Raw genomic sequence first — 19100 nt, forward strand, 5'->3', positions numbered from 1 at the left:
TGTCTTTCTTTGACGGCCATTGGTAGTATTCCCGACGGAAAAACGCTACGGCGCAACGGGGCGCAAGCAGGTGACCTCTTGGTTGTTTCGGGGACTATCGGTGATGGAGCACTTGGTTTGAAGGTGCTTCGTGGAGAGCTAGATTTCCTGGATCCGAAAGATCTTTCCTTTCTGGCGGATCGCTATCATCTTCCGCAACCGAGAATGGCTCTTGGTACTGAGTTACGAGATCTCGCCAGCAGCTGTATCGATATTTCGGATGGGCTGATGGCCGATATTGGGCATATAAGTGACGCGTCTTCAGTTGCCGTCAGCTTCGACGTCGATAAAGTACCTTTTTCTCGCGCTGCGACTGTGGCGCTTCAAAATAATACGGAGCTGTTGACGATACTTTTGACGGGCGGCGATGATTATGAACTGGCATTCACAATCCCGCCGGATTACGAAGATCAGCTGCCAGAACTGTCGTCACAAACACAAACCGAACTTACGTGTATTGGCAGAGTAGAGCCGGGGAGCGGTGTCCGCGCCTTTAGAAACGGTACTGAAATGGCGACATCAGTGACCGGTTGGCGTCATTTTTAGCAAAATTGACCTAAATGCATAATAGCTATGCGTTTCTTGCGTTTGCCAATGACGGCTTTTTTTGAAATATTCCACAAAATAAAGTTGTTGTTTGGGAGCGCTACATGCTGGCAATGCAGTATTCAGTCCGTTTGCCGCGGGAATTCGACATCGACCAGGTTTACAAACATGTGTCGACGCGCAGTCCTTTGTTCGACGGATTCCCGGGTCTCAAGCATAAATTCTACCTGTATGATCCGGAAGAGCACATTTATGCGCCTTTCTATATTTGGGAAAACACCCAAAGCGCGCAGGACTTTCTTCTCCATAATTTATTTAACGGTGTAATCGAAGCCTTTGGTCGTCCACGCGTTCGCAGTTGGCAAATTATCGAATTTGATAAAGGCGCCTGTAAAGACGAGCCGACATTTCTCTATACCAGTTTTGATAAGGCCGGTTCGCAAAAGCCGCTGACCGATATTATGAAAGATGAGAAACTTGAGCATCAGGCGCAGCTTGGTAAAGCGGGACTTTATGCGAATATGGTCCTGTTAGATCCTGATCGATGGGAAATTGGGCATTTTGGGTTCTGGCAAAATCGGGATAATGCAGTTGCGGTGAATGCAGATTGTGTCACGCAATATGATGTGCTGAAAATGAACCACGAATTTCTTGGTGTTGCCTAAACTGTTCTCACGTTATTTTGTGGAAGAAGGACCTGACGAAGTGTTATAAGAAACGCGAAATCTTTCCGCACGACGCCCCAATTCCTAAATAATTATAAAAGCCAAAGGAACAAGTCGAAATGGACGGCCGCACGAAACTGAGTATTTTGCTGATGTCAGGATGTCAGGCGCTGATGAACAGCACCACGTCCATCATGATCAGCTCTGCAGCACTCGTCAGTCTACTTCTTTTGGGAGATGATAAATCCCTGGCAACCGTGCCGGTGACAGCGGTTGTTACCGGAACCGCCTTGATGACGATCCCGGCCTCTTTATTTATGCGGCAGGTCGGCCGTAAGGCAGGCTTTCTCTGTGGTGCTTTTCTTGGGATCGTCGGTGCAGCTATTTGTAGCTATTCCATTTATATCGGCAATTTCTGGGGTTTTGCGTTTGGCGCCATGTTTGTCGGCATGTATACGGCTTTCGGGAATTATTATCGATTTGCGGCGGTTGATGTGGCCGGGATCAAAAATCGGAGCAAGGCTGTCTCGTATGTTCTGGCGGGCGGGTTGATAGCTGGTTTTCTGGGGCCGCAAATTGCCAGCCACAGCAAGGATCTGTTTTTACCCTACACGTATCTTGGTCCCTATCTGGCAATTATTGTTCTTGGTATCTTGGCCATGTTGCTCATCAGTTTTGTCTCCATACCCAAAATGTCCGTTCACCAAGCTTCAGGCGAGCAACGCCCGTTGCTGGAAATTATCAAGCAACCCACTTTTATTGTAGCGGTTCTCAGTGCAATGATCGGATTTGGCGTGATGAGCTTGGTAATGACGGCAACACCGCTTGCCATGGTTGGCTGTGGTCATCAGCACAGCGATTCCTTCAATGTGATCAGCTGGCATGTGGTTGCTATGTACGGACCAAGCTTTTTTACCGGTTCCCTGATCTCGCGCTTTGGTGAATACAAAATTATTTTTGTTGGCGCCTTGCTCGGTATGGCCAGTGTAATGGTTGCGTTAATGGGGCTGGAGCTTATGAATTTCTACGTCGCACTTGTGCTGTTGGGCTTATCGTGGAATTTCATGTTTATCGGCGGTACAACGCTTGTCACAACGACCTATAAGCCTTCCGAAACCAGCAAGGTGCAGGGGATGAACGATTTTTTGGTTTTCGGAACCGTGGCGACGGCTTCCCTTGCCTCAGGTCAGCTGCAAGAGCATTTCGGATGGATTGTCGTCAATCTTGGCGCACTGCCGTTACTCGGACTGGTCATGGTTCTGACATTATGGAACATGCCCATGTTTAAGCGCATGCGGACAGCGGCGTAAACGCCGCCTGTCCTTATTCCCTTCAGCCTATCTTTGCACCGTCCACGAGCGATTTTTGGATCATTGCGGCCGCTTCCTCAGCATCACCCCAACGAACAATATTGACCCATTTGTCTGCTTCCAGATCTTTATAATGTTCGAAAAAATGTGAAATCTGGTCCAGCAGGACATCTCGCAAATCTGTGTAGTTATCGATGTTGGAATAATACGGGTGAAGGGCATCGACTGGCACACCCAGAATTTTTTCGTCCTGCCCGGCTTCATCTTCCATAATTAGCACGCCGACGGGGCGGGCGCGGATGACCGCGCCGGGGATCACGGGTATTGGACCGGCAACAAGCATATCTGTTGGATCGCCATCGTCCGCCAACGTATGAGGAATGAACCCATAATTGCACGGATAGAACATGGCGGTGTGAAGAAAACGATCCACGAACATGGCGCCGCTCTCTTTGTCCACTTCATACTTGACGGGCACGCCACCCAATGGAATTTCAATGACGACATTCACGTCCCACGGGATATCTTTGCCGGCTGAAATCTTGTCTAAATTCATTGTCATTCTCTCCTGGAATTCTCTGGCGCTCGGATAGCATGAATCGGAGGAATAAGCCAATAACGATTAAATAAAACAGAAGAGTTTCGGTAAATTGGGTTTTTAACGTGCCTTGCGTGCTGGTTTAGCGATTATTTTGAATAAAATTCCAATTAAAAATTGACTAATATTATAAAAAACTGGTTTTCGGTCTTTTGTGCCCACGTCAGGCTAATATATATTTCATTTTTAATTATTTGTTTTCGTTTGGAAAAGTAGATTCTTGCTTTTTCGGATGTCGACTGGCCGAACAAACGACCATTTGGCATTTAACTTTTGGTTGTTGGTGCGTAAACGGCGGAAATCTGGGTGCACAATGGCTTGCGAAGCCGTTGTTTATCTGGCATTGTGCGCCGCGATAAAGTCTTTTGTGTTTAAATGAAGGCGAATAAGAGGGGACTTCGTTAAGAGGGACTATAACAAATTAGCGAGGCTATCGAATTGGTGGCCTTTTTTCGAATTAATGGGATTGAAATAATGTCAGTAGAATTATGGATACCGATTATCTGCGGATTCATAGCCTTGGGTTATGGTGTGTATGCAGGACGATCGGTTCTATCAAGTGATGCCGGTACGGCAAGAATGCAGGAGATTGCTGCTGCAATTCAAGAGGGAGCGACCGCTTACCTGACCCGTCAATATATGACAATTGGTGTGGTCGGCGTTGTTATCTTTATTATTTTGTTCTTTCTTTTGGGACTTAAGGTCGCAATCGGTTTCCTGATCGGAGCCATTTTATCCGGCCTCGCCGGTTTTATTGGTATGCATGTATCCGTACGCGCAAATGTTCGCACAGCACAAGCCGCCTCTAAAAGCCTGAAAGAAGGACTGGATGTCTCTTTTAAAGCAGGCGCGGTAACCGGTATGCTGGTTGTTGGTTTGGCATTGCTGGCGGTCGCTGGCTATTACTCTTTCCTCCTCGCCTCAGGTGTTGAAGGTCGTGACCTTATCGACAGTCTTATTGCCTTGAGCTTGGGAGCGTCCCTGATTTCAATCTTTGCTCGTCTCGGCGGCGGTATCTTCACCAAAGGTGCGGATGTGGGCGCTGATCTGGTCGGTAAAGTCGAAGTCGGTATTCCGGAAGATGATCCTCGCAACCCTGCGGTTATTGCCGACAATGTTGGTGATAACGTCGGTGACTGTGCTGGTATGGCTGCGGATCTGTTTGAAACCTATGCCGTGACGATCGTCGCGACCATGGTTCTGGGCTCCATTTACTTTGCCGGCGATGCGGTATTGATGAGCTATCCGTTGATGATCGGGGCGGTCTGTATCCTGACGTCCATCATTGGAACATTCTTCGTCAAGCTGGGCTCCAGCAACAACATCATGGGTGCTTTGTATAAAGGCTTCCTTGTTTCGACAGTTTTATCTGCCATCGCGCTGTGGCCCGTAACGGACATGACCATTGGTATGGATACGGTTTACAACATTGGTGACAAAGAATTTACGGGCATGAGCCTGTTCTTCTGCGGTCTTGTTGGGCTGGTTGTGACAGGTCTTTTGATCTGGATCACGGAATACTACACTTCCACTGAGTATCGCCCAGTGCGCAGCATCGCGGCAGCGTCCGAAACCGGTCACGGTACGAACGTTATTCAAGGACTTGCGGTTTCCATGGAAGCAACAGCAGTTCCTGCCATCATTATTTGCGCGGGTATTATTGTTTCTTACAATTTGGCAGCGCTGTTTGGTATCGCTATTGCGGTGACAACCATGCTGGCACTTGCTGGAATGATCGTTGCTCTTGATGCCTACGGTCCGGTAACAGATAATGCCGGTGGTATTGCTGAAATGGCGGAAATGGACGAAGAAGTCCGCAAGACAACAGACGCTCTCGATGCCGTTGGCAATACAACAAAAGCTGTGACCAAGGGCTATGCCATTGGTTCCGCTGGTCTTGGTGCGTTGGTTTTGTTCGCGGCTTATACGGAAGATCTGGCGTACTTTATCAAGAATGCAACGGCAACGCAGTTTGCGTTCTTCCAGGGCGTCACTCTCGATTTCAGCCTGCAAAACCCGTATATCGTGGTTGGCTTGATCCTCGGTGGCATGTTGCCGTATCTTTTCGGTGCTATGGGTATGATGGCTGTTGGTCGGGCTGCGGGCTCGGTGGTGCGGGAAGTGCGCCGCCAGTTCAAGGAAATCCCGGGTATTATGGAAGGCACAGCCAAACCTGATTACGGTCGGGCGGTTGACCTGCTGACTAAAGCAGCGATCAAGGAAATGATTATTCCGTCCTTGTTGCCGTTGCTGGCGCCAATTGTTGTCTTCTTTGTGATGATGTTCATCGCGGGCAAGTCAGCAGCCTTTGCAACATTAGGTGCGATGCTTCTAGGTGTCATCATAACAGGTCTGTTTGTTGCTGTTTCCATGACAGCAGGGGGCGGTGCCTGGGATAATGCCAAGAAATACATCGAAGACGGTAATCACGGTGGTAAGGGAACTGATGCCCATGCCGCAGCCGTTACCGGCGATACTGTTGGTGACCCGTACAAAGATACGGCGGGTCCGGCGGTTAATCCGATGATTAAGATCACCAATATTATTGCATTGCTCTTGCTGGCGGTTATGGCGCACTAAGCACGACGCTTTTCAATAAAGGTAAATAGAAAGCCCCCGATTTGTTCGGGGGCTTTTTTTTATTGGGATTTATTGGTCACCATCAGTATTGAAACGGCCTAGATTCCCGAAGATCTGTTCGAAGAAACCGAGTTTACGGCCTCCTGTCGGTGTGGTTCGTTCCACCATTTCAACTTCAGTCCCTTGATCTTTCCCGTGATCTTCGATCTCGGCGACCACATCATTGATATCGAACTTGACGATAATGACGTCGCGGGAAACGACTTCTTTTGGAAGGAAAGCCAGATGCTCGGTTTTACTGCTGATATAGTACCAGGCATCGCCCTCGGTTTGAAAGGTTGCGATGCTGGACGGAGAGCCCATCAACTGCGTGACCCCATCCTTATTGGTAATACCCGTTTCAATTTGTGCCAGCTGCTCGGGATCTACCCGATAACCCTGATCCGTTTCGATGGGCGAACAAGCTGAAAGGGTAATCCCTGTCAGGGCGATATAAAGTCCTGTTCTGAGTTTAATCATAGTACCTTTATCATAATGCGGCTTTGAGTTGACGAACACCAACTTAATGCTTAATTCATGGCTCATAAATGGCTTGTCATCCAGCAAAAGTCAATTTTTCTTCATCGCTACGTGCATTTTGACAAAAAATGCCCGTGCCGTCAAAGTTAGCCGGGAGTAAAATAATGGTCTTTGGTAATCTATTTCGGCGTGATCCTATCGATCAGGCCGCAAGTGATCTATATGCGGCAATTGTGGCACAAGCCCGCCAACCCGCCTTTTATCAGGCCGCAGCGGTGCCGGATACCATTGATGGCCGATATGAAATGATCTCCTTACACGCGTTTCTGGTCATGAAGCACTTGAAAGGCAAGGGGGAGGCTGAAAAAAAGCTCTCTCAAAATGTTTTTGACCAAATGTTCGCTGATATGGATCAATCGCTTCGGGAAATCGGAGTAGGTGACCTGAGTGTTGGTAAGCGCATCAAACAGATGGCGAAAGTTTTTTACGGTAGAGTAGTTGCGTATGAATTGGCCCTTGATGGCGGCGAAGAAACGCTGGAAGAGGCCTTACGTCGGAACCATTACGGCACCTTTGAGGATGTAACCACAGAGGCAGTCGAGCGAATGGCAGCTTATGTTCGATCTTCAGATGCTTTGCTTGAAAAGCAAAGTGCGGAGGAATTTATGTCAGGAAAGGCTGTTTTCGGGGTCTTGGACGAGAAATAATGTGATCCCCGGCACCGAATTTTCTTTGTCAGCTTGATATAGATAAATGAGTGATTTGGAGTTCTAGAAAAATCAATTGACCGGATCGATTGAAAACAGTATTTTCCGGCCTTCGAATCGTATGCCGGGGTGCCGGATCAGGAAAGATCGCAAGCGGTCTTAATTGTTGAAAGGGTATCTTGCCATGTCAAAGACCGGGGTGGAGTCCTCTCGGTTGATTAATGTTGAAGGATTGGGACGCGATCCCATCAATATCAACATTCAGGCAACGGAAGAAGAATGCAAATCATTGGCTGATGGTCTTGGGATCATTGGTTTGTTTGGCGTTGTAATGTCAGGCGTTTTGAGGCGGCAAAAGAAGACAGACAAAATAGAAGTATCCGCGGTGTTGAAAGCACAAGCAGTACAAGCTTGTGTGGTGACGCTTGAGCCTGTGCCCCAGGCTATTGAAGTTGAATTCACGGTGTACTATACCTTCGCCAAAGAAGATGTAGTGTCTGACGAAGTTGACTATGTCGTTGGTATGAATGAAGAGGATTTGCCTGAATTGATCGTCAATGGGCAAATCGATGCAATAGATATTGTGGCCGAGCAAATTGCCTTGGCCCTGGACTCGTATCCACGTAAGGAAAACGACACTCCAGTGAAGAATACAAAAGACGCCGGCGAGACTGAAACAGAGGCGGTGCAAGAGGTTCACAGACCTTTTGCAAATTTAAGGGACTTGATGAACAAGAAATGATATGAGTGTTCTAAATTATATCATTTCTACGGAATTTAATATTCACCTCTATTGAGGTTGACTGAGTGAGAGACTAAGAAAATGGCAGTACCAAAGAGAAAAACCACCCCATCAAAACGTAACATGCGCCGCGCACATGATTCGCTATCGTCCACGCAAGCGCAGGAATGCCAAAATTGTGGTGAGCTAAAACGTTCGCATCACATTTGTAGCGCATGCGGTCATTATGGCGATCGGGAAGTCCTAGAAACTAGCGAAACTCTTTAGTCGATAATTAGCTGATATTCCGTGGCAGGAAACAGGAATAGTAAATGAGTGAGAATATTGTCATTGCCCTTGATGCGATGGGCGGGGATTATGCCCCGGACATCGTCGTTAAAGGTGTTGATCTCATTCGTATCCGTTTTCCACAAGCCCGGTTTTTGTTATTCGGTGATGAAGTAGGGCTCGCGCCACTACTTAAAGAGTATCCGGGCGTGGCTAAAATCTGTGAGCTACGGCATACGGATCAGGCTATTAAATCTGAAGACAAACCAAGTCAGGCGCTCCGCAAGGGGCGGAAGAGCAGTATGCGGCTCGCCATTGATTCTGTCCGTGACGGCGAGGCGGGTGCAATTGTTTCTGCGGGTAATACTGGCGCCTTGATGGCAATGGCAAAATTCTCGCTTCGCATGATGCAAGGGATTGACCGCCCGGCGATCGCCTCGGTGTTTCCCTCACCACGAGGCGAGACGGTTATGCTCGATCTTGGAGCAAACGTCGAATGTGACGCAGACAATCTGGTTCAATTTGCCTTTATGGGCGCTGATTTCGCTCGAGCTGTTCTCGGACGTGTACCGCCGCGCATCGGGCTGCTCAATGTTGGCATTGAAGAGCTTAAGGGCAATGACACTGTCAAGGAAGCGGGAGATCGGCTTAAAGCGATTGAGAATCCCCCTTTCGTCTATCAGGGATTTGTTGAAGGCGACGATATTACGCGGGGCACCGTAGATGTCATCGTGACAGATGGTTTTACTGGAAATGTGGCTTTGAAGACGGCAGAGGGCGTGGTTCGTATGTTCTCGGATTTTCTCCGTGCAGGATTTTCAAGTTCGCTCATGGCAAAAATTGGCTATCTGTTTTCTCGTGGCGGCCTAAATATCCTTAAAGAAAGGCTGGACCCGCGTGCATATAATGGTGGTGTGCTTCTCGGCCTGAATGGTATTTGCGTGAAAAGCCATGGCGGTACAGATGAAACCGGATTTGCAAACGCGATCGGTGTTGCCATTGAAATGGTTTCAGATGACATGATCGTCAAAATGAAAGACCATTTTGAAAAGTTTGATATGGCGGCACAAATGAGTAACAATGCGGCGGCATCGGACGATGAAGCCGAAAATGAGACATCTAATAATGGTACGGCCTCCCCGGCTGAACCTAAAGTGGGAAAATCCGCCGGCGCGCTTGAAGACGCCGGACAGAATGGGAATTAAATGCGCCGCTCAGTGATTACCGCCACAGGCTCTTATTTACCAGAACGTATTCTGACCAACACCGAACTTGCTAAAATGGTCGATACCACCGACGAATGGATTGTATCGCGCTCAGGAATCAAGCAGCGGCACATTGCAGCCGACGGTGAACTTACTTCTGATCTTGCGACACATGCCGCACGGGCGGCATTGGATATGGCTGGTCTGACCGCGAATGATATTGATTTGATCGTTCTGGCAACAGCAACACCTGACGAAACCTTCCCGGCAACCGCAACAGTTGTGCAAAAGAACCTTGGCATGACAGGCGGCTTTGCTTTCGATATTCAGGCTGTTTGTACAGGCTTTTTGTATGCCCTGGCGACAGCCGATAATTTTGTAAAGTCTGGCCAGGCGAATCGCGCTTTGGTCATCGGCGCAGAAACCTTCTCCCGTATCATCGACTGGACAGACCGGACCACCTGCGTGCTTTTCGCGGATGGAGCCGGCGCGGTAATTCTGGAAGCCGAAGAAGGTAAAGGAACATCGGATGATCGCGGTATTCTGACCAGCCACCTTCATTCAGATGGCGAGAAGCATGACCTCTTGTATGTTGATGGCGGCCCGTCTTCAACCCAATCAACTGGATTCCTTCGTATGGAAGGGAAGGAAGTCTTCCGCCATGCCGTCACAAATCTGGCAAGCGTAGTTGTCGAAGCTTTGGCGGCAACTGGTCTGTCGACCGACGATATTGACTGGCTTATTCCCCATCAAGCAAATAAAAGAATTATTGATGGCACGGGACGTAAACTTAAACTCTCATCTGATAAAGTTGTTGTAACTGTTGATAAACATGGGAATACTTCCGCTGCATCTGTTCCGCTTGCCCTGGATGAAGCTGTTCGGGATGGCCGGGTGCAGCGGGGACAAATCCTGTTGTTGGAAGCTATGGGCGGCGGATTTACTTGGGGTTCCGCGTTGGTTCGCTGGTAAAACGCGAATCTCTTCCCAATCTTGTTGGATTTGGCGGATGAAAGCCTCATCGATTTCAACTAGTTACAGTGTTTTATTGCGAAAAACCGCATTTTATGGCCACAACTGTTAGTATTTACTCCTTTATTATTGACGCAAAGACAGCCTGTGTTAGTTCTTAATTGGGAGTAACAGGGTGGTATCATGACAAAAAATACATTGACCAGAGCAAATTTGGCAGAAGCTGTGTATCAGCAAGTCGGACTTTCGCGCAATGAGTCCTCCGATCACGTAGAAGCCGTGCTCGCAGAAATCTCTAATCGATTAGTGGGCGGTGAAACCGTTAAAATTTCTTCCTTTGGCAGTCTTCAGGTTCGCCAGAAGAACGGTCGGGTCGGACGCAATCCGAAAACCGGTGAAGAAGTACCTATTAATCCGCGCCGGGTCCTCGTCTTCAGGGCATCGCATGTCCTGAAAGATAAAATTAATAACGGCAACCGCGAGGACTGATCTATATGGCCTCAGGGCAAGGAAATTCTGACGCGAAGAAGGTGCAAAAGTCGCCGGATGCCTTTCGTACGATTAGTGAGGTTTCTGCCGAGCTTGATGTACCGCAACATGTGTTGCGATTCTGGGAAACCAAATTTAAAATCGTTAAACCTCTGAAAAGGGGTGGCGGTAGGCGGTATTACCGGCCTTCTGATGTAGAATTAATCCGGGGCATCCGGGATCTACTTTACAAAAATGGGTATACGATCAAGGGCGCGCAAAAACTGCTGAAAGAGCAGGGGAGCAAAATGACGTCCGGCGGAAATGTTGATGCGATGGTCACCGCGGCGCGCCAGGACGCGAATCCAGCTCTGGCACGCGCGGCGGAAACAAACCAAGGTTCAAGCAGTGGTGTGCCGGACGACAGTCGGGGAAAACTTCGCGCAATTCTCAGTGACCTCCAGGGCATGAGAAAAATGCTCGGCTGAGCTGGAATAGAGATCCTTTTCTGCTAATAGAAAAAAGTGAAGAGCGTTGTATAACGGACGTTGCCATTGAGGCGACAGGCCAGTATAGTGCGCCTCCGAAAGCCAGATGTTACCTTGTCGGGCAGTAGCGCAGCCTGGTAGCGCACTTCACTGGGGGTGAAGGGGTCGTGAGTTCGAATCTCGCCTGCCCGACCAAAATAAAAGCCTTGATTTCTGCGGAAGTCAGGGCTTTTTATTGGCAGGTTTTCAACGATTATTTGAGCATTTCCCGGTTTTTTGTTAGCGATTTGATATTCAGGTGCAGCTTCACTTTTGGACGCAATTGATTTTCTAGCTAGTCGGACCCATTCTAGCCGGGAAAAGACTAATCTTGCGCGTATCGGCTTAAAAGAAAGTCTTAGGGATAAGTAAGAACTCTGGAGAAATATAAGCTGGCTGAATTTTACCGAATTTGTATCGAAAATTTCTTTAACTGCCCGAACGCAAAAGCGGTTTGATCAAAGAATGTTCGTTATTACTGCTATTTTTTAAGTTATGTCCTTGACGCTAAGAGTATCTCCATTCTACTAATTCTCCTTATTATATTGTTGAGTGGGGATGTATGACGGAATTATTGGGAGCAGGAGATGCGCATATAGCGGGCGTAGACGCTACTCCTGGCCTTGATACGGGCCTGGCAAGTTTGGTGCTGATGCTGAAGTTTTTGGGTATCGCCGTTGATCCGGAACAGATCCGTCATCAATACTCTAATTCCGGTAATTCACTGACATCAAACGATATTTTACGCTGTGCTAAGCATATGGAGGTGAAAGCCCGGGTAATATCAACCAAATGGGCACGACTTTCGAAGCTGCATCTGCCGGCCATCGCAGAGAATAAACAAGGTGAATACGTTATTCTCGGTAAGGTAGGTGAGGGTGAAGTGCTCATTCAGGATCCACACCAAGGCCGTCCTTCTACTTTAAGTCGCGCGGAGTTTGAAGCAGTCTGGTCAGGCCGACTAATCCTGCTGACCACGCGGGCGCGCGAAGCCGGCGAGAACCGGCGCTTTGACTTCACCTGGTTTATCCCCTCTGTCGTACGCTTTCGTCGGTTGTTGATGGAGGTGCTGATCGCCTCCTTCTTTATCCAGCTTTTCGCATTGATCACGCCCTTGTTCTTCCAGGTTATTATTGACAAAGTGCTGGTGCATAAAGCGCTGACGACTTTGGATGTGCTGGTCTTTGGCTTGATTGCCGTGACCGTGTTTGAAGTTATATTGACGACGCTGCGCACCTATGTGCTTGCCCATACCACAAACCGGATCGATGTGGAGCTGGGTGCGAAGTTGTTCAGGCATGTATTGGCGCTCCCGATCGCGTACTTTCAGACACGTCGGGTTGGATTGACCGTAGCGCGGGTTCGTGAGCTGGAAAGCATCCGAGAGTTCCTCACGGGGCAAGCTTTGACGCTGGTCATGGATCTGTTGTTTGCCTTCGTCTTTTTGGCCGTGATGTATTACTACTCACCCATATTGACCTATGTCGTGCTGGCGTCTTTCCCGTTTTACCTTGCTATCACGTTGGCCGTAACGCCGATTTTGCGAAAGCGGTTGCTGGAGAAATTCAGTCGGGGTGCCGAAAACCAGGCTTTTCTTGTGGAAAGTGTTACTGGGGTGGAGACGGTCAAATCCATGGCGGTTGAGCCGCAAATGCAGCGCCGCTGGGAAGAGCAGCTGGCGGGCTATGTGGGCGCGGGGTTCCGGGTTAATTTTCTCGCTAATATCGGTAGTCAGGGTATCCATCTGGTCAATAAGGTGACAACCGCGCTCACCTTGTGGTTCGGCGCGCAAGCGGTAATCAATGGCGATATCACGGTGGGGCAATTTATTGCCTTTAACATGCTGGCCAATCGCCTGACCCAACCGATCTTGCGCCTTTCCCAGATGTGGCAGGATTTTCAGCAGGTGCGCGTCTCTGTGGAGCGGCTAGGGGATATTATCAACACTCCGGCGGAGCCGACGTATCGACCGGGTCGCGTACAGCTTCCCGGTATCGCGGGGAAAATCGAATTTGATCATGTGGGCTTTCGTTATCGTCATGATGGCCCAGAAATTGTTGCAGATCTTTCGCTGAAAGTTGAAGCAGGGGAAGTCATTGGTATTGTCGGACGATCTGGTTCGGGCAAAAGTACTCTCGCCAAGCTTTTACAGCGGCTTTACGTGCCGGAGCGTGGCCGGGTGCTGGTGGATGGCACTGACGTCGCCATGGTCGATCCCAGCTGGCTGCGACGGCAAGTCGGTGTGGTCCCGCAGGAGAGTGTGCTCTTCAGCCGCTCGGTTCGGGATAATATTGCCTTGAGTGATCCGACCATCCCTATGGAGCGGGTGATTGCTGCGGCGAAGCTTGCGGGCGCTCATGACTTTATCCTGGAGCTGAATGAAGGCTATGATAGTGAGATTGAGGAGCGGGGCCTTAATCTTTCTGGCGGGCAGCGTCAGCGTATTGCGATTGCGCGGGCGCTTGTCACCTCGCCGCGTATCCTGATCTTCGATGAGGCAACCAGTGCGCTCGATGCTGAAAGTGAAGAACTGATCCAGCAGAACATGGCCCATATCGTTAAGGGGCGCACCACCTTTATTATTGCCCATCGCATGTCCGCTTTACGAATAGCGGATCGAATTATCTCCATGGATAATGGCCGCATCGTCGAGGACGGGCCACCAAAAGAATTGCTGAAGCAAAAAGGATTGTTCCGCCACCTCTATGACAAGCAGCTGGGGGGTCTCAACGATGTTTGAGGGACTGAGACGCATCGCGACGGTCTGGCGCGAAGCCAAGAAGGCAGATGATGCCCGCGTCAAGATAAAGCGCCAGCGACAGGATTATGAGTTCCTGCCTGCGGTGATTGAGGTGATGGAGACACCGGCCTCTCCGGTAGGGCGCACGGTTATGATTAGTATTGGCGCCTTTCTTTTGATCGCAGCCTTGTGGGCGTGGTTTGGCAAAATCGATGTCGTCGCCTCGGCCAGCGGTAAGGTGATCCCCACAGACTATGTCAAATATATCCAATCTTCGGAAATCGGCGTCGTTCGCGCCATTTATGTGCGCAACGGTCAATCCGTCGGCAAAGGCGATATCTTAATTGAGCTTGATCCGACAGATAGTAGCGCCGATCTGGATCGGCTTCATCAGGAGCGTATGACAGCCGCCCTTGAAATTGCGCGGCTTATCGCACTGCTCAATCCGAAAAGCGAACCGGCAAAATTATTTGTGCCACCAGAAGGCGCAACGCCAGCACAGATCTCTTTGCAGCGTCGCCGCATTGATAACGAGATCACCGAAGACAAGACCCGCATCAGTTACTACAGGCAAGAGGGCGCTCGGCTAAAGGCGCAGCTCCGTGTGGCGGAGGCGCGTATTGAAAAATTACGCACCACCTTGCCTTATATTGAGCAGCAGGTGGAGGCCATTGCCACTTTGGAGAAAAAAGGCTTTGCCTCTAAACTCCGGTTGCTGGAGCTACAACAAGTCCAAGTTGAATCTGAGCAGGATATCGCTACTGAGCTCGCGGGCATCCATGAATCGCGCTCTGCTATCAAGGCGAGTGTACATGAATTGGCACGTGAAGAGGCAGAGATCCGCTCAAACCGGCTGGATGAACTGGTGGAATCGGAGCGTCAATTGAAGGCGGTCACGCAAGAGCTTTTGAAGGCGGAGCGCCGCAGTTCTCTCCGTAAACTCACCGCGCCAGTGGCTGGTACGGTCCAGCAACTATCCATCCATACAGTGGGCGGGGTGGTCGAGGCAGCGAAGCCATTAATGGTCATTGTCCCCAAGGATAGCAAGCTCGAGGTAGAGGTCAAAATCCTCAACCGTGACATCGGCTTTGTCAAGGTTGGGCAAAACGCCGAGATTAAGCTGGAGGCCTTCCCCTATACTAAATATGGGGTGATAAATGGCAGAGTTCTGCATATCTCGGGTGATGCCATTGCCGATGAACAGCTCGGTCTGGTTTATGATGCTCGCATTGAAATGAACGCTGCCGCAATCCAGGTGCAGGATAAAATGGTCAACATTACCGCCGGTATGGCGACCACTGTCGAGGTTAAAACTGGCAACCGTCGGGTCCTTGAATATATCCTGACGCCGCTGCTGCGATATAAAGCCGAAGCGTTGAGGGAAAGGTGATGGATATGCAAATCGCCCAATCCTCAGATTACGTTGCATCCAGCCAGCTTAAGGCTTCTTATCAGACGCTGCAGAGCATTGAACCAGACGATTTTTTCGCGATGTATTCCTTGTTTTCTCGATACTACGACGGCACGTCGCTTGAAGAATTTAGTGAAGATTTCAAAGTGAAAAGTGGTGCAATCATACTCCGCGATGGGACAGGATCTATCCAAGGGTTTTCAACCCAGGAAATTAGTGAATTTGCGTTTGAAAATGAGCGCTACACAGTCATTTTCTCTGGTGATACCATCGTTGATCATCATCATTGGGGGCAACAGGCACTAAATTATGAATGGATGCGGTTTACCGGTGTTACTAGTCGCAACATGAATACGGAAAAGTTATACTGGTTCCTTATTGTAAAGGGTCACCGAACTTATCGTTATCTGCAAGCTTTCTACAAAAACTTTTATCCAGCTTATAATCTAGATACGAATGAAATGGATCAGAAATTGCTGCATTTCCTGGCTGCAGACAAGTACAAGCAAAACTATTGTGCAAATTCGGGCGTCGTTAAGTTCGCGGCCGCGAAGTGTCGGCTAAAAGATGAATGGGCGGAGATTCCATTGAAAGATCGTCCACGCCCAGCTGTCCAATATTTTCTGAAAAGAAATCCGGGATACCAAAGAGGCGATGAACTCGCGTGCCTATGCCAGCTTTCAGCGGAAAACCATCGACCATTTGTACGCCGGCTTTTTTTGAATGCACAGAGTGTGGGTTAACCATTCTAGACGACTATTTTTTTTGTAAAATATGCTTTAAAGGAGTCGAAAATTTCTCTGCGAAAAAAAACGATTTCGTTCTTGGTAGGTGTGAAAGGTAGTTGTACATCACCAACTTTGAAAAAGGGATCTCGCTGGATAACAATTGCTAATCATTTTAGGTGGAGTGGCTAGGAACGGGCACCGATTGGTGAATGATGAAAAAGCAATTTTTACGATATACTTCGAGGGAACAGTACTTTAACTTATTCAATTATTAGGCGCTAGAATAATGAAATTCATTCGTCGGTTATCACATGGTAGAGGGTAAAGGGGTGTTTTTATTGGAGGAAGAATGTGAGGCATGACAAAGAATTCAAAAGCAGGGGTAACTGTTCGCCAAAAACCAGGCGGAAAGATATTTTTAAAACCCAAAAAACCTGTTTCTCTTGTGATGCTGTCAAGTGGCCTGGATAGTCTCTATGCACTGGTCAAAATTTTGACCGAAACTGACGACATAGTCCTCGTGCATCATGTTCACATTATAAATAATGAAAACCGTCATGAAATAGAGGCGACGCGCACGCGGCAAATTGTTGACTGGTGCCAAAAGAAATACCGCAGGTTCCGCTATTCTGAATCCACCATAAACCATACAGGCTTCACGGGCTTTGGCTTTGACATCATGTCCGTTGCGTTCGAGGCAGGGATGGTCTGCCGATCCTTTTATCAGGCCAATAATTATCCCGTCAGCAAACTCCTCACCGGCTGGTGCACGGAGGAGGAGCCGTATCCAGGTCGGGCACCTCATGTCAAAGCTGTAGTTGCCGCCAACAGCTTTCCCTACGAGCCACCAAATTTTTTTTTCTTTGATCGGGTAACGAAGATGGAGGAGGCACGGTATTTGCCTCCAGAGCTTGTTAGTTTATCTTGGACATGTCGACAACCGGTGATGTTACCGGACGGAGATGTGGAGGAGTGCGGGAAGTGCGCCTCTTGTGAGATAATGCAACCAATATATTCGATGCAAAAAAAGGCAGTTGGTAGCTGATCAAACAGGCAATATTCTAGAGTAAGTGAAGTTCGAAGCTACAGATTAAGTGTGTTAGGTCGTATTTAGAAGTAAAATTAGGTCATGGGTTCACTAGAAATTCACGGTTCGAAAATAAAAATTGCATCTTTGCAAAAAGTGACGATTGTCATGCTTTCTGGTGGTGTAGATAGTGTTTATGTTCTGGCAAAGCTTCTTAAGGAGACCGAGGATATTGTTCTCGTCCATCATATCCATATTATAAATAATGATGGTAGATTTAAAGTTGAGGATCAAAGATGCAAGAAGATTGTCGAGTGGTGTAGGAAAAATTATCGGCCATTTGGATATTCTCAGTCGGCTATTGATCATCGTGGTTTATTCCGCCGTGGATATGATGTTATTGGGGTTGCGTTTGAAGCGGGTATCATTGGAAGATCCTACTTTTCAAAATTTTCTAAATCTGTGGACAGATGGATTTTCGGGCTTTGTAAGGAAGAGGATCTACCCGAGGATCGTGTCTTCCATATTCGTAAGGCGTGCGAGGCGAGTAGTTTCCCGTACCCACCTCCCGAGTTGTATCGGCTGCCTATAATATCTAAAGCAGATCAGATAAAATATCTACCGCAAGAGCTAAGGGACTTATGCTGGACATGCCGAACTCCTATTTGGCGGTCTGATGGCGAATTCGAAGAATGTGGGCGTTGTCCGACCTGCCTGATCATGAAAACAACTCGCAAAGAATTATCAGAGATGCCTGAGGACAATCCGATTGTTGTTTCAAGCTTGGAAAATGTTTTTCAATTGGCTGTTGAGGAATAAACAATGAGTGAGGGCCGGATTAAGAACTTCACAAGAAAGAATGAAAATATTGAGATTTCCGGGAATAATATTTCAGTTCGCTCACAACGACCCACTGCGACACTCGTCATGCTTTCTGGTGGAATTGATAGCGTCTATGTGCTTGCCAAAATACTGAAAGAAACGGATGACATTGTGATTGCCCACCACATCCATATGGTGAACGGCGAAGGACGATTTAAGGTGGAGGCGCAAAGCTGTATAAAAATTGTCGACTGGTGCCGAAAGAACTATCGAGAATTTGGATATTCTGAAACAGCTATAGATCATCGCGGTTTATTTTCCATGGGCTATGATATGATCGCTGTCGCTTATGAAGCCGGAATTATTAATCGAGCCTTTGAAGGAAAATACGGGCGATCACTTGATCGCTGGGTTTGTGGCTGGTGTGCTGAAGAAAAACCGATGCCCGGCCGCGCTCCACATACAATTGCCATGTGTGCCGCGAGTAGCCATCCTGCCGAGCCTCCTGAGTTGTTTCATCTGCCGGTTATCTCCAAAGCCGATCAAATCAGATATTTGCCTGACGCCTTACTTGATCTCTGCTGGACATGTCGTCGCCCAATTTGGAATGAAGACGGCAGCTTTGATGAATGTGGAGAATGCATAACGTGTGAGCTTATGAAAGACGTACGGCAGGAGCTGGCCATAGCACCTGAATTATAACCCCTTTTGGTTATATTATAATTCACACAAATAATATTATGGGTTGCGTAACGCGAATTGATATGGTTTTATAATCGCATAAGAACCACGCGTGTAAGGGGAATTTATTGCGCAGCGTCGGACGATCGGGGGGAGTTCTTTCAAGGGGAAGTAAGCAATTTAATTTCACAATTAATGATTGATCGAATCTCAGGATTTATGAGCGTTTGATTGGGTGTTTTTATGATTTTTCAAGCTTTCTGTAATCCTGTATCCTGATGTCTGGACGTGCCCATCGCACGATTTTGTATATGTCTTGTCAGGAACCAGTATGTCGAAGTCCCCAGGGAAATCTCCCGCAAAATCTCCAAAGAAAAACAAGCAAGATGAGCTCTCGGCTGCGGCCAATGTCTTAAAGAATAATCTCAATATCGATGAAGAGGCTATGAAAGCCGCGGCTCGTGACGCCGTGGAAAAAGCCGCCGCGGCGGCGCAGGCGACCACCGGAAGCGGTCTTGGCGGCAACCCTCATTTGGGCGCAGCGCC

General features: G+C 48.4%; 20 protein-coding genes and 1 tRNA gene. 19 read left to right on the forward strand and 2 right to left on the reverse strand.

The window, feature by feature from the left end; all coding sequences use genetic code 11:
- From V7723_RS18765 to V7723_RS18775, 3 genes are all read left to right on the forward strand, one after another.
- The coding region (locus V7723_RS18765) for a thiamine-phosphate kinase (protein ID WP_335686031.1) at positions 1 to 585 on the forward strand (585 nt) is incomplete at its 5' end.
- Positions 586 to 689: 104 nt separating this feature from the next.
- Positions 690 to 1250 carry a DUF4865 family protein gene (locus V7723_RS18770; RefSeq protein ID WP_335686032.1) on the forward strand — a complete coding sequence of 187 codons (561 nt, stop codon included), beginning with the start codon at positions 690 to 692 and terminating at the stop codon, positions 1248 to 1250.
- 119 nt (positions 1251 to 1369) lie between these two features.
- Complete coding sequence (locus V7723_RS18775) at positions 1370 to 2560, forward strand: MFS transporter (protein WP_335686033.1); 1191 nt, start codon at positions 1370 to 1372, stop codon at positions 2558 to 2560.
- A gap of 22 nt (positions 2561 to 2582) precedes the next feature.
- On the opposite strand, the gene ppa is transcribed toward V7723_RS18775, so the two are convergent.
- Complete coding sequence (gene ppa / locus V7723_RS18780) at positions 2583 to 3116, reverse strand: inorganic diphosphatase (RefSeq protein ID WP_335686034.1); 534 nt, start codon at positions 3114 to 3116, stop codon at positions 2583 to 2585.
- Between the two features lie 516 nt (positions 3117 to 3632).
- On the opposite strand from ppa, the gene V7723_RS18785 reads away from it, so the two are divergent.
- Positions 3633 to 5738, forward strand: coding sequence for a sodium-translocating pyrophosphatase (locus tag V7723_RS18785; RefSeq protein WP_335686035.1), 2106 nt, complete (start codon positions 3633 to 3635; stop codon positions 5736 to 5738).
- 69 nt (positions 5739 to 5807) lie between these two features.
- Here the strand turns inward: V7723_RS18785 and V7723_RS18790 are convergent, their stop codons facing one another.
- Positions 5808 to 6323: an outer membrane protein assembly factor BamE gene (locus tag V7723_RS18790; protein ID WP_335686036.1), complete on the reverse strand. Its 516-nt coding sequence runs from the start codon at positions 6321 to 6323 to the stop codon at positions 5808 to 5810.
- A 98-nt stretch (positions 6324 to 6421) separates the two neighbouring features.
- Between V7723_RS18790 and V7723_RS18795 the strand changes: the two genes are divergently transcribed.
- From V7723_RS18795 to V7723_RS18865, 15 genes are all read left to right on the forward strand, one after another.
- Positions 6422 to 6964: a ubiquinol-cytochrome C chaperone family protein gene (locus tag V7723_RS18795; protein WP_335686037.1), complete on the forward strand. Its 543-nt coding sequence runs from the start codon at positions 6422 to 6424 to the stop codon at positions 6962 to 6964.
- Between the two features lie 214 nt (positions 6965 to 7178).
- Positions 7179 to 7706, forward strand: a complete 528-nt coding sequence (locus V7723_RS18800; RefSeq protein ID WP_335686038.1) for a YceD family protein — start codon at positions 7179 to 7181, stop codon at positions 7704 to 7706.
- Positions 7707 to 7787: 81 nt separating this feature from the next.
- Entirely contained in the window at positions 7788 to 7973 is a 186-nt protein-coding gene (rpmF, locus tag V7723_RS18805) for a 50S ribosomal protein L32 (protein WP_335686039.1), read from the forward strand.
- A 44-nt stretch (positions 7974 to 8017) separates the two neighbouring features.
- Positions 8018 to 9178 carry a phosphate acyltransferase PlsX gene (gene plsX / locus V7723_RS18810; protein WP_335686040.1) on the forward strand — a complete coding sequence of 387 codons (1161 nt, stop codon included), beginning with the start codon at positions 8018 to 8020 and terminating at the stop codon, positions 9176 to 9178.
- Positions 9179 to 10150, forward strand: coding sequence for a beta-ketoacyl-ACP synthase III (locus V7723_RS18815; protein ID WP_335686041.1), 972 nt, complete (start codon positions 9179 to 9181; stop codon positions 10148 to 10150).
- 183 nt (positions 10151 to 10333) lie between these two features.
- Entirely contained in the window at positions 10334 to 10639 is a 306-nt protein-coding gene (locus tag V7723_RS18820) for an integration host factor subunit alpha (RefSeq protein ID WP_335686042.1), read from the forward strand.
- Between the two features lie 5 nt (positions 10640 to 10644).
- Entirely contained in the window at positions 10645 to 11106 is a 462-nt protein-coding gene (locus tag V7723_RS18825) for a MerR family transcriptional regulator (RefSeq protein ID WP_335686043.1), read from the forward strand.
- 118 nt (positions 11107 to 11224) lie between these two features.
- A tRNA-Pro gene (locus V7723_RS18830) sits at positions 11225 to 11301 on the forward strand.
- Between the two features lie 406 nt (positions 11302 to 11707).
- Positions 11708 to 13885 (forward strand): type I secretion system permease/ATPase, encoded by a 2178-nt coding sequence (locus V7723_RS18835; protein WP_335686044.1) that lies wholly within the window; start codon positions 11708 to 11710, stop codon positions 13883 to 13885.
- Positions 13878 to 15275 (forward strand): HlyD family type I secretion periplasmic adaptor subunit, encoded by a 1398-nt coding sequence (locus V7723_RS18840; protein ID WP_335686045.1) that lies wholly within the window; start codon positions 13878 to 13880, stop codon positions 15273 to 15275. Before V7723_RS18835 ends, V7723_RS18840 begins: the two co-directional genes overlap by 8 nt.
- Complete coding sequence (locus V7723_RS18845) at positions 15275 to 16039, forward strand: hypothetical protein (protein ID WP_335686046.1); 765 nt, start codon at positions 15275 to 15277, stop codon at positions 16037 to 16039. The genes V7723_RS18840 and V7723_RS18845 overlap by 1 nt, the downstream gene beginning before the upstream one ends.
- Before the next feature lie 343 nt (positions 16040 to 16382).
- Positions 16383 to 17069, forward strand: a complete 687-nt coding sequence (locus V7723_RS18850; protein WP_335686047.1) for a hypothetical protein — start codon at positions 16383 to 16385, stop codon at positions 17067 to 17069.
- Positions 17070 to 17153: 84 nt separating this feature from the next.
- On the forward strand, positions 17154 to 17870 hold the full coding sequence (locus tag V7723_RS18855; protein WP_335686048.1) for a hypothetical protein: 717 nt from the start codon (positions 17154 to 17156) through the stop codon (positions 17868 to 17870).
- A gap of 3 nt (positions 17871 to 17873) precedes the next feature.
- Positions 17874 to 18575 (forward strand): hypothetical protein, encoded by a 702-nt coding sequence (locus V7723_RS18860; protein ID WP_335686049.1) that lies wholly within the window; start codon positions 17874 to 17876, stop codon positions 18573 to 18575.
- Positions 18576 to 18885: 310 nt separating this feature from the next.
- Positions 18886 to 19100 (forward strand): hypothetical protein (locus V7723_RS18865; RefSeq protein ID WP_335686050.1); only part of this gene is annotated, 215 nt, incomplete at its 3' end.

The organism is Sneathiella sp., assembly GCF_036960985.1.
Lineage (GTDB): Bacteria > Pseudomonadota > Alphaproteobacteria > Sneathiellales > Sneathiellaceae > Sneathiella.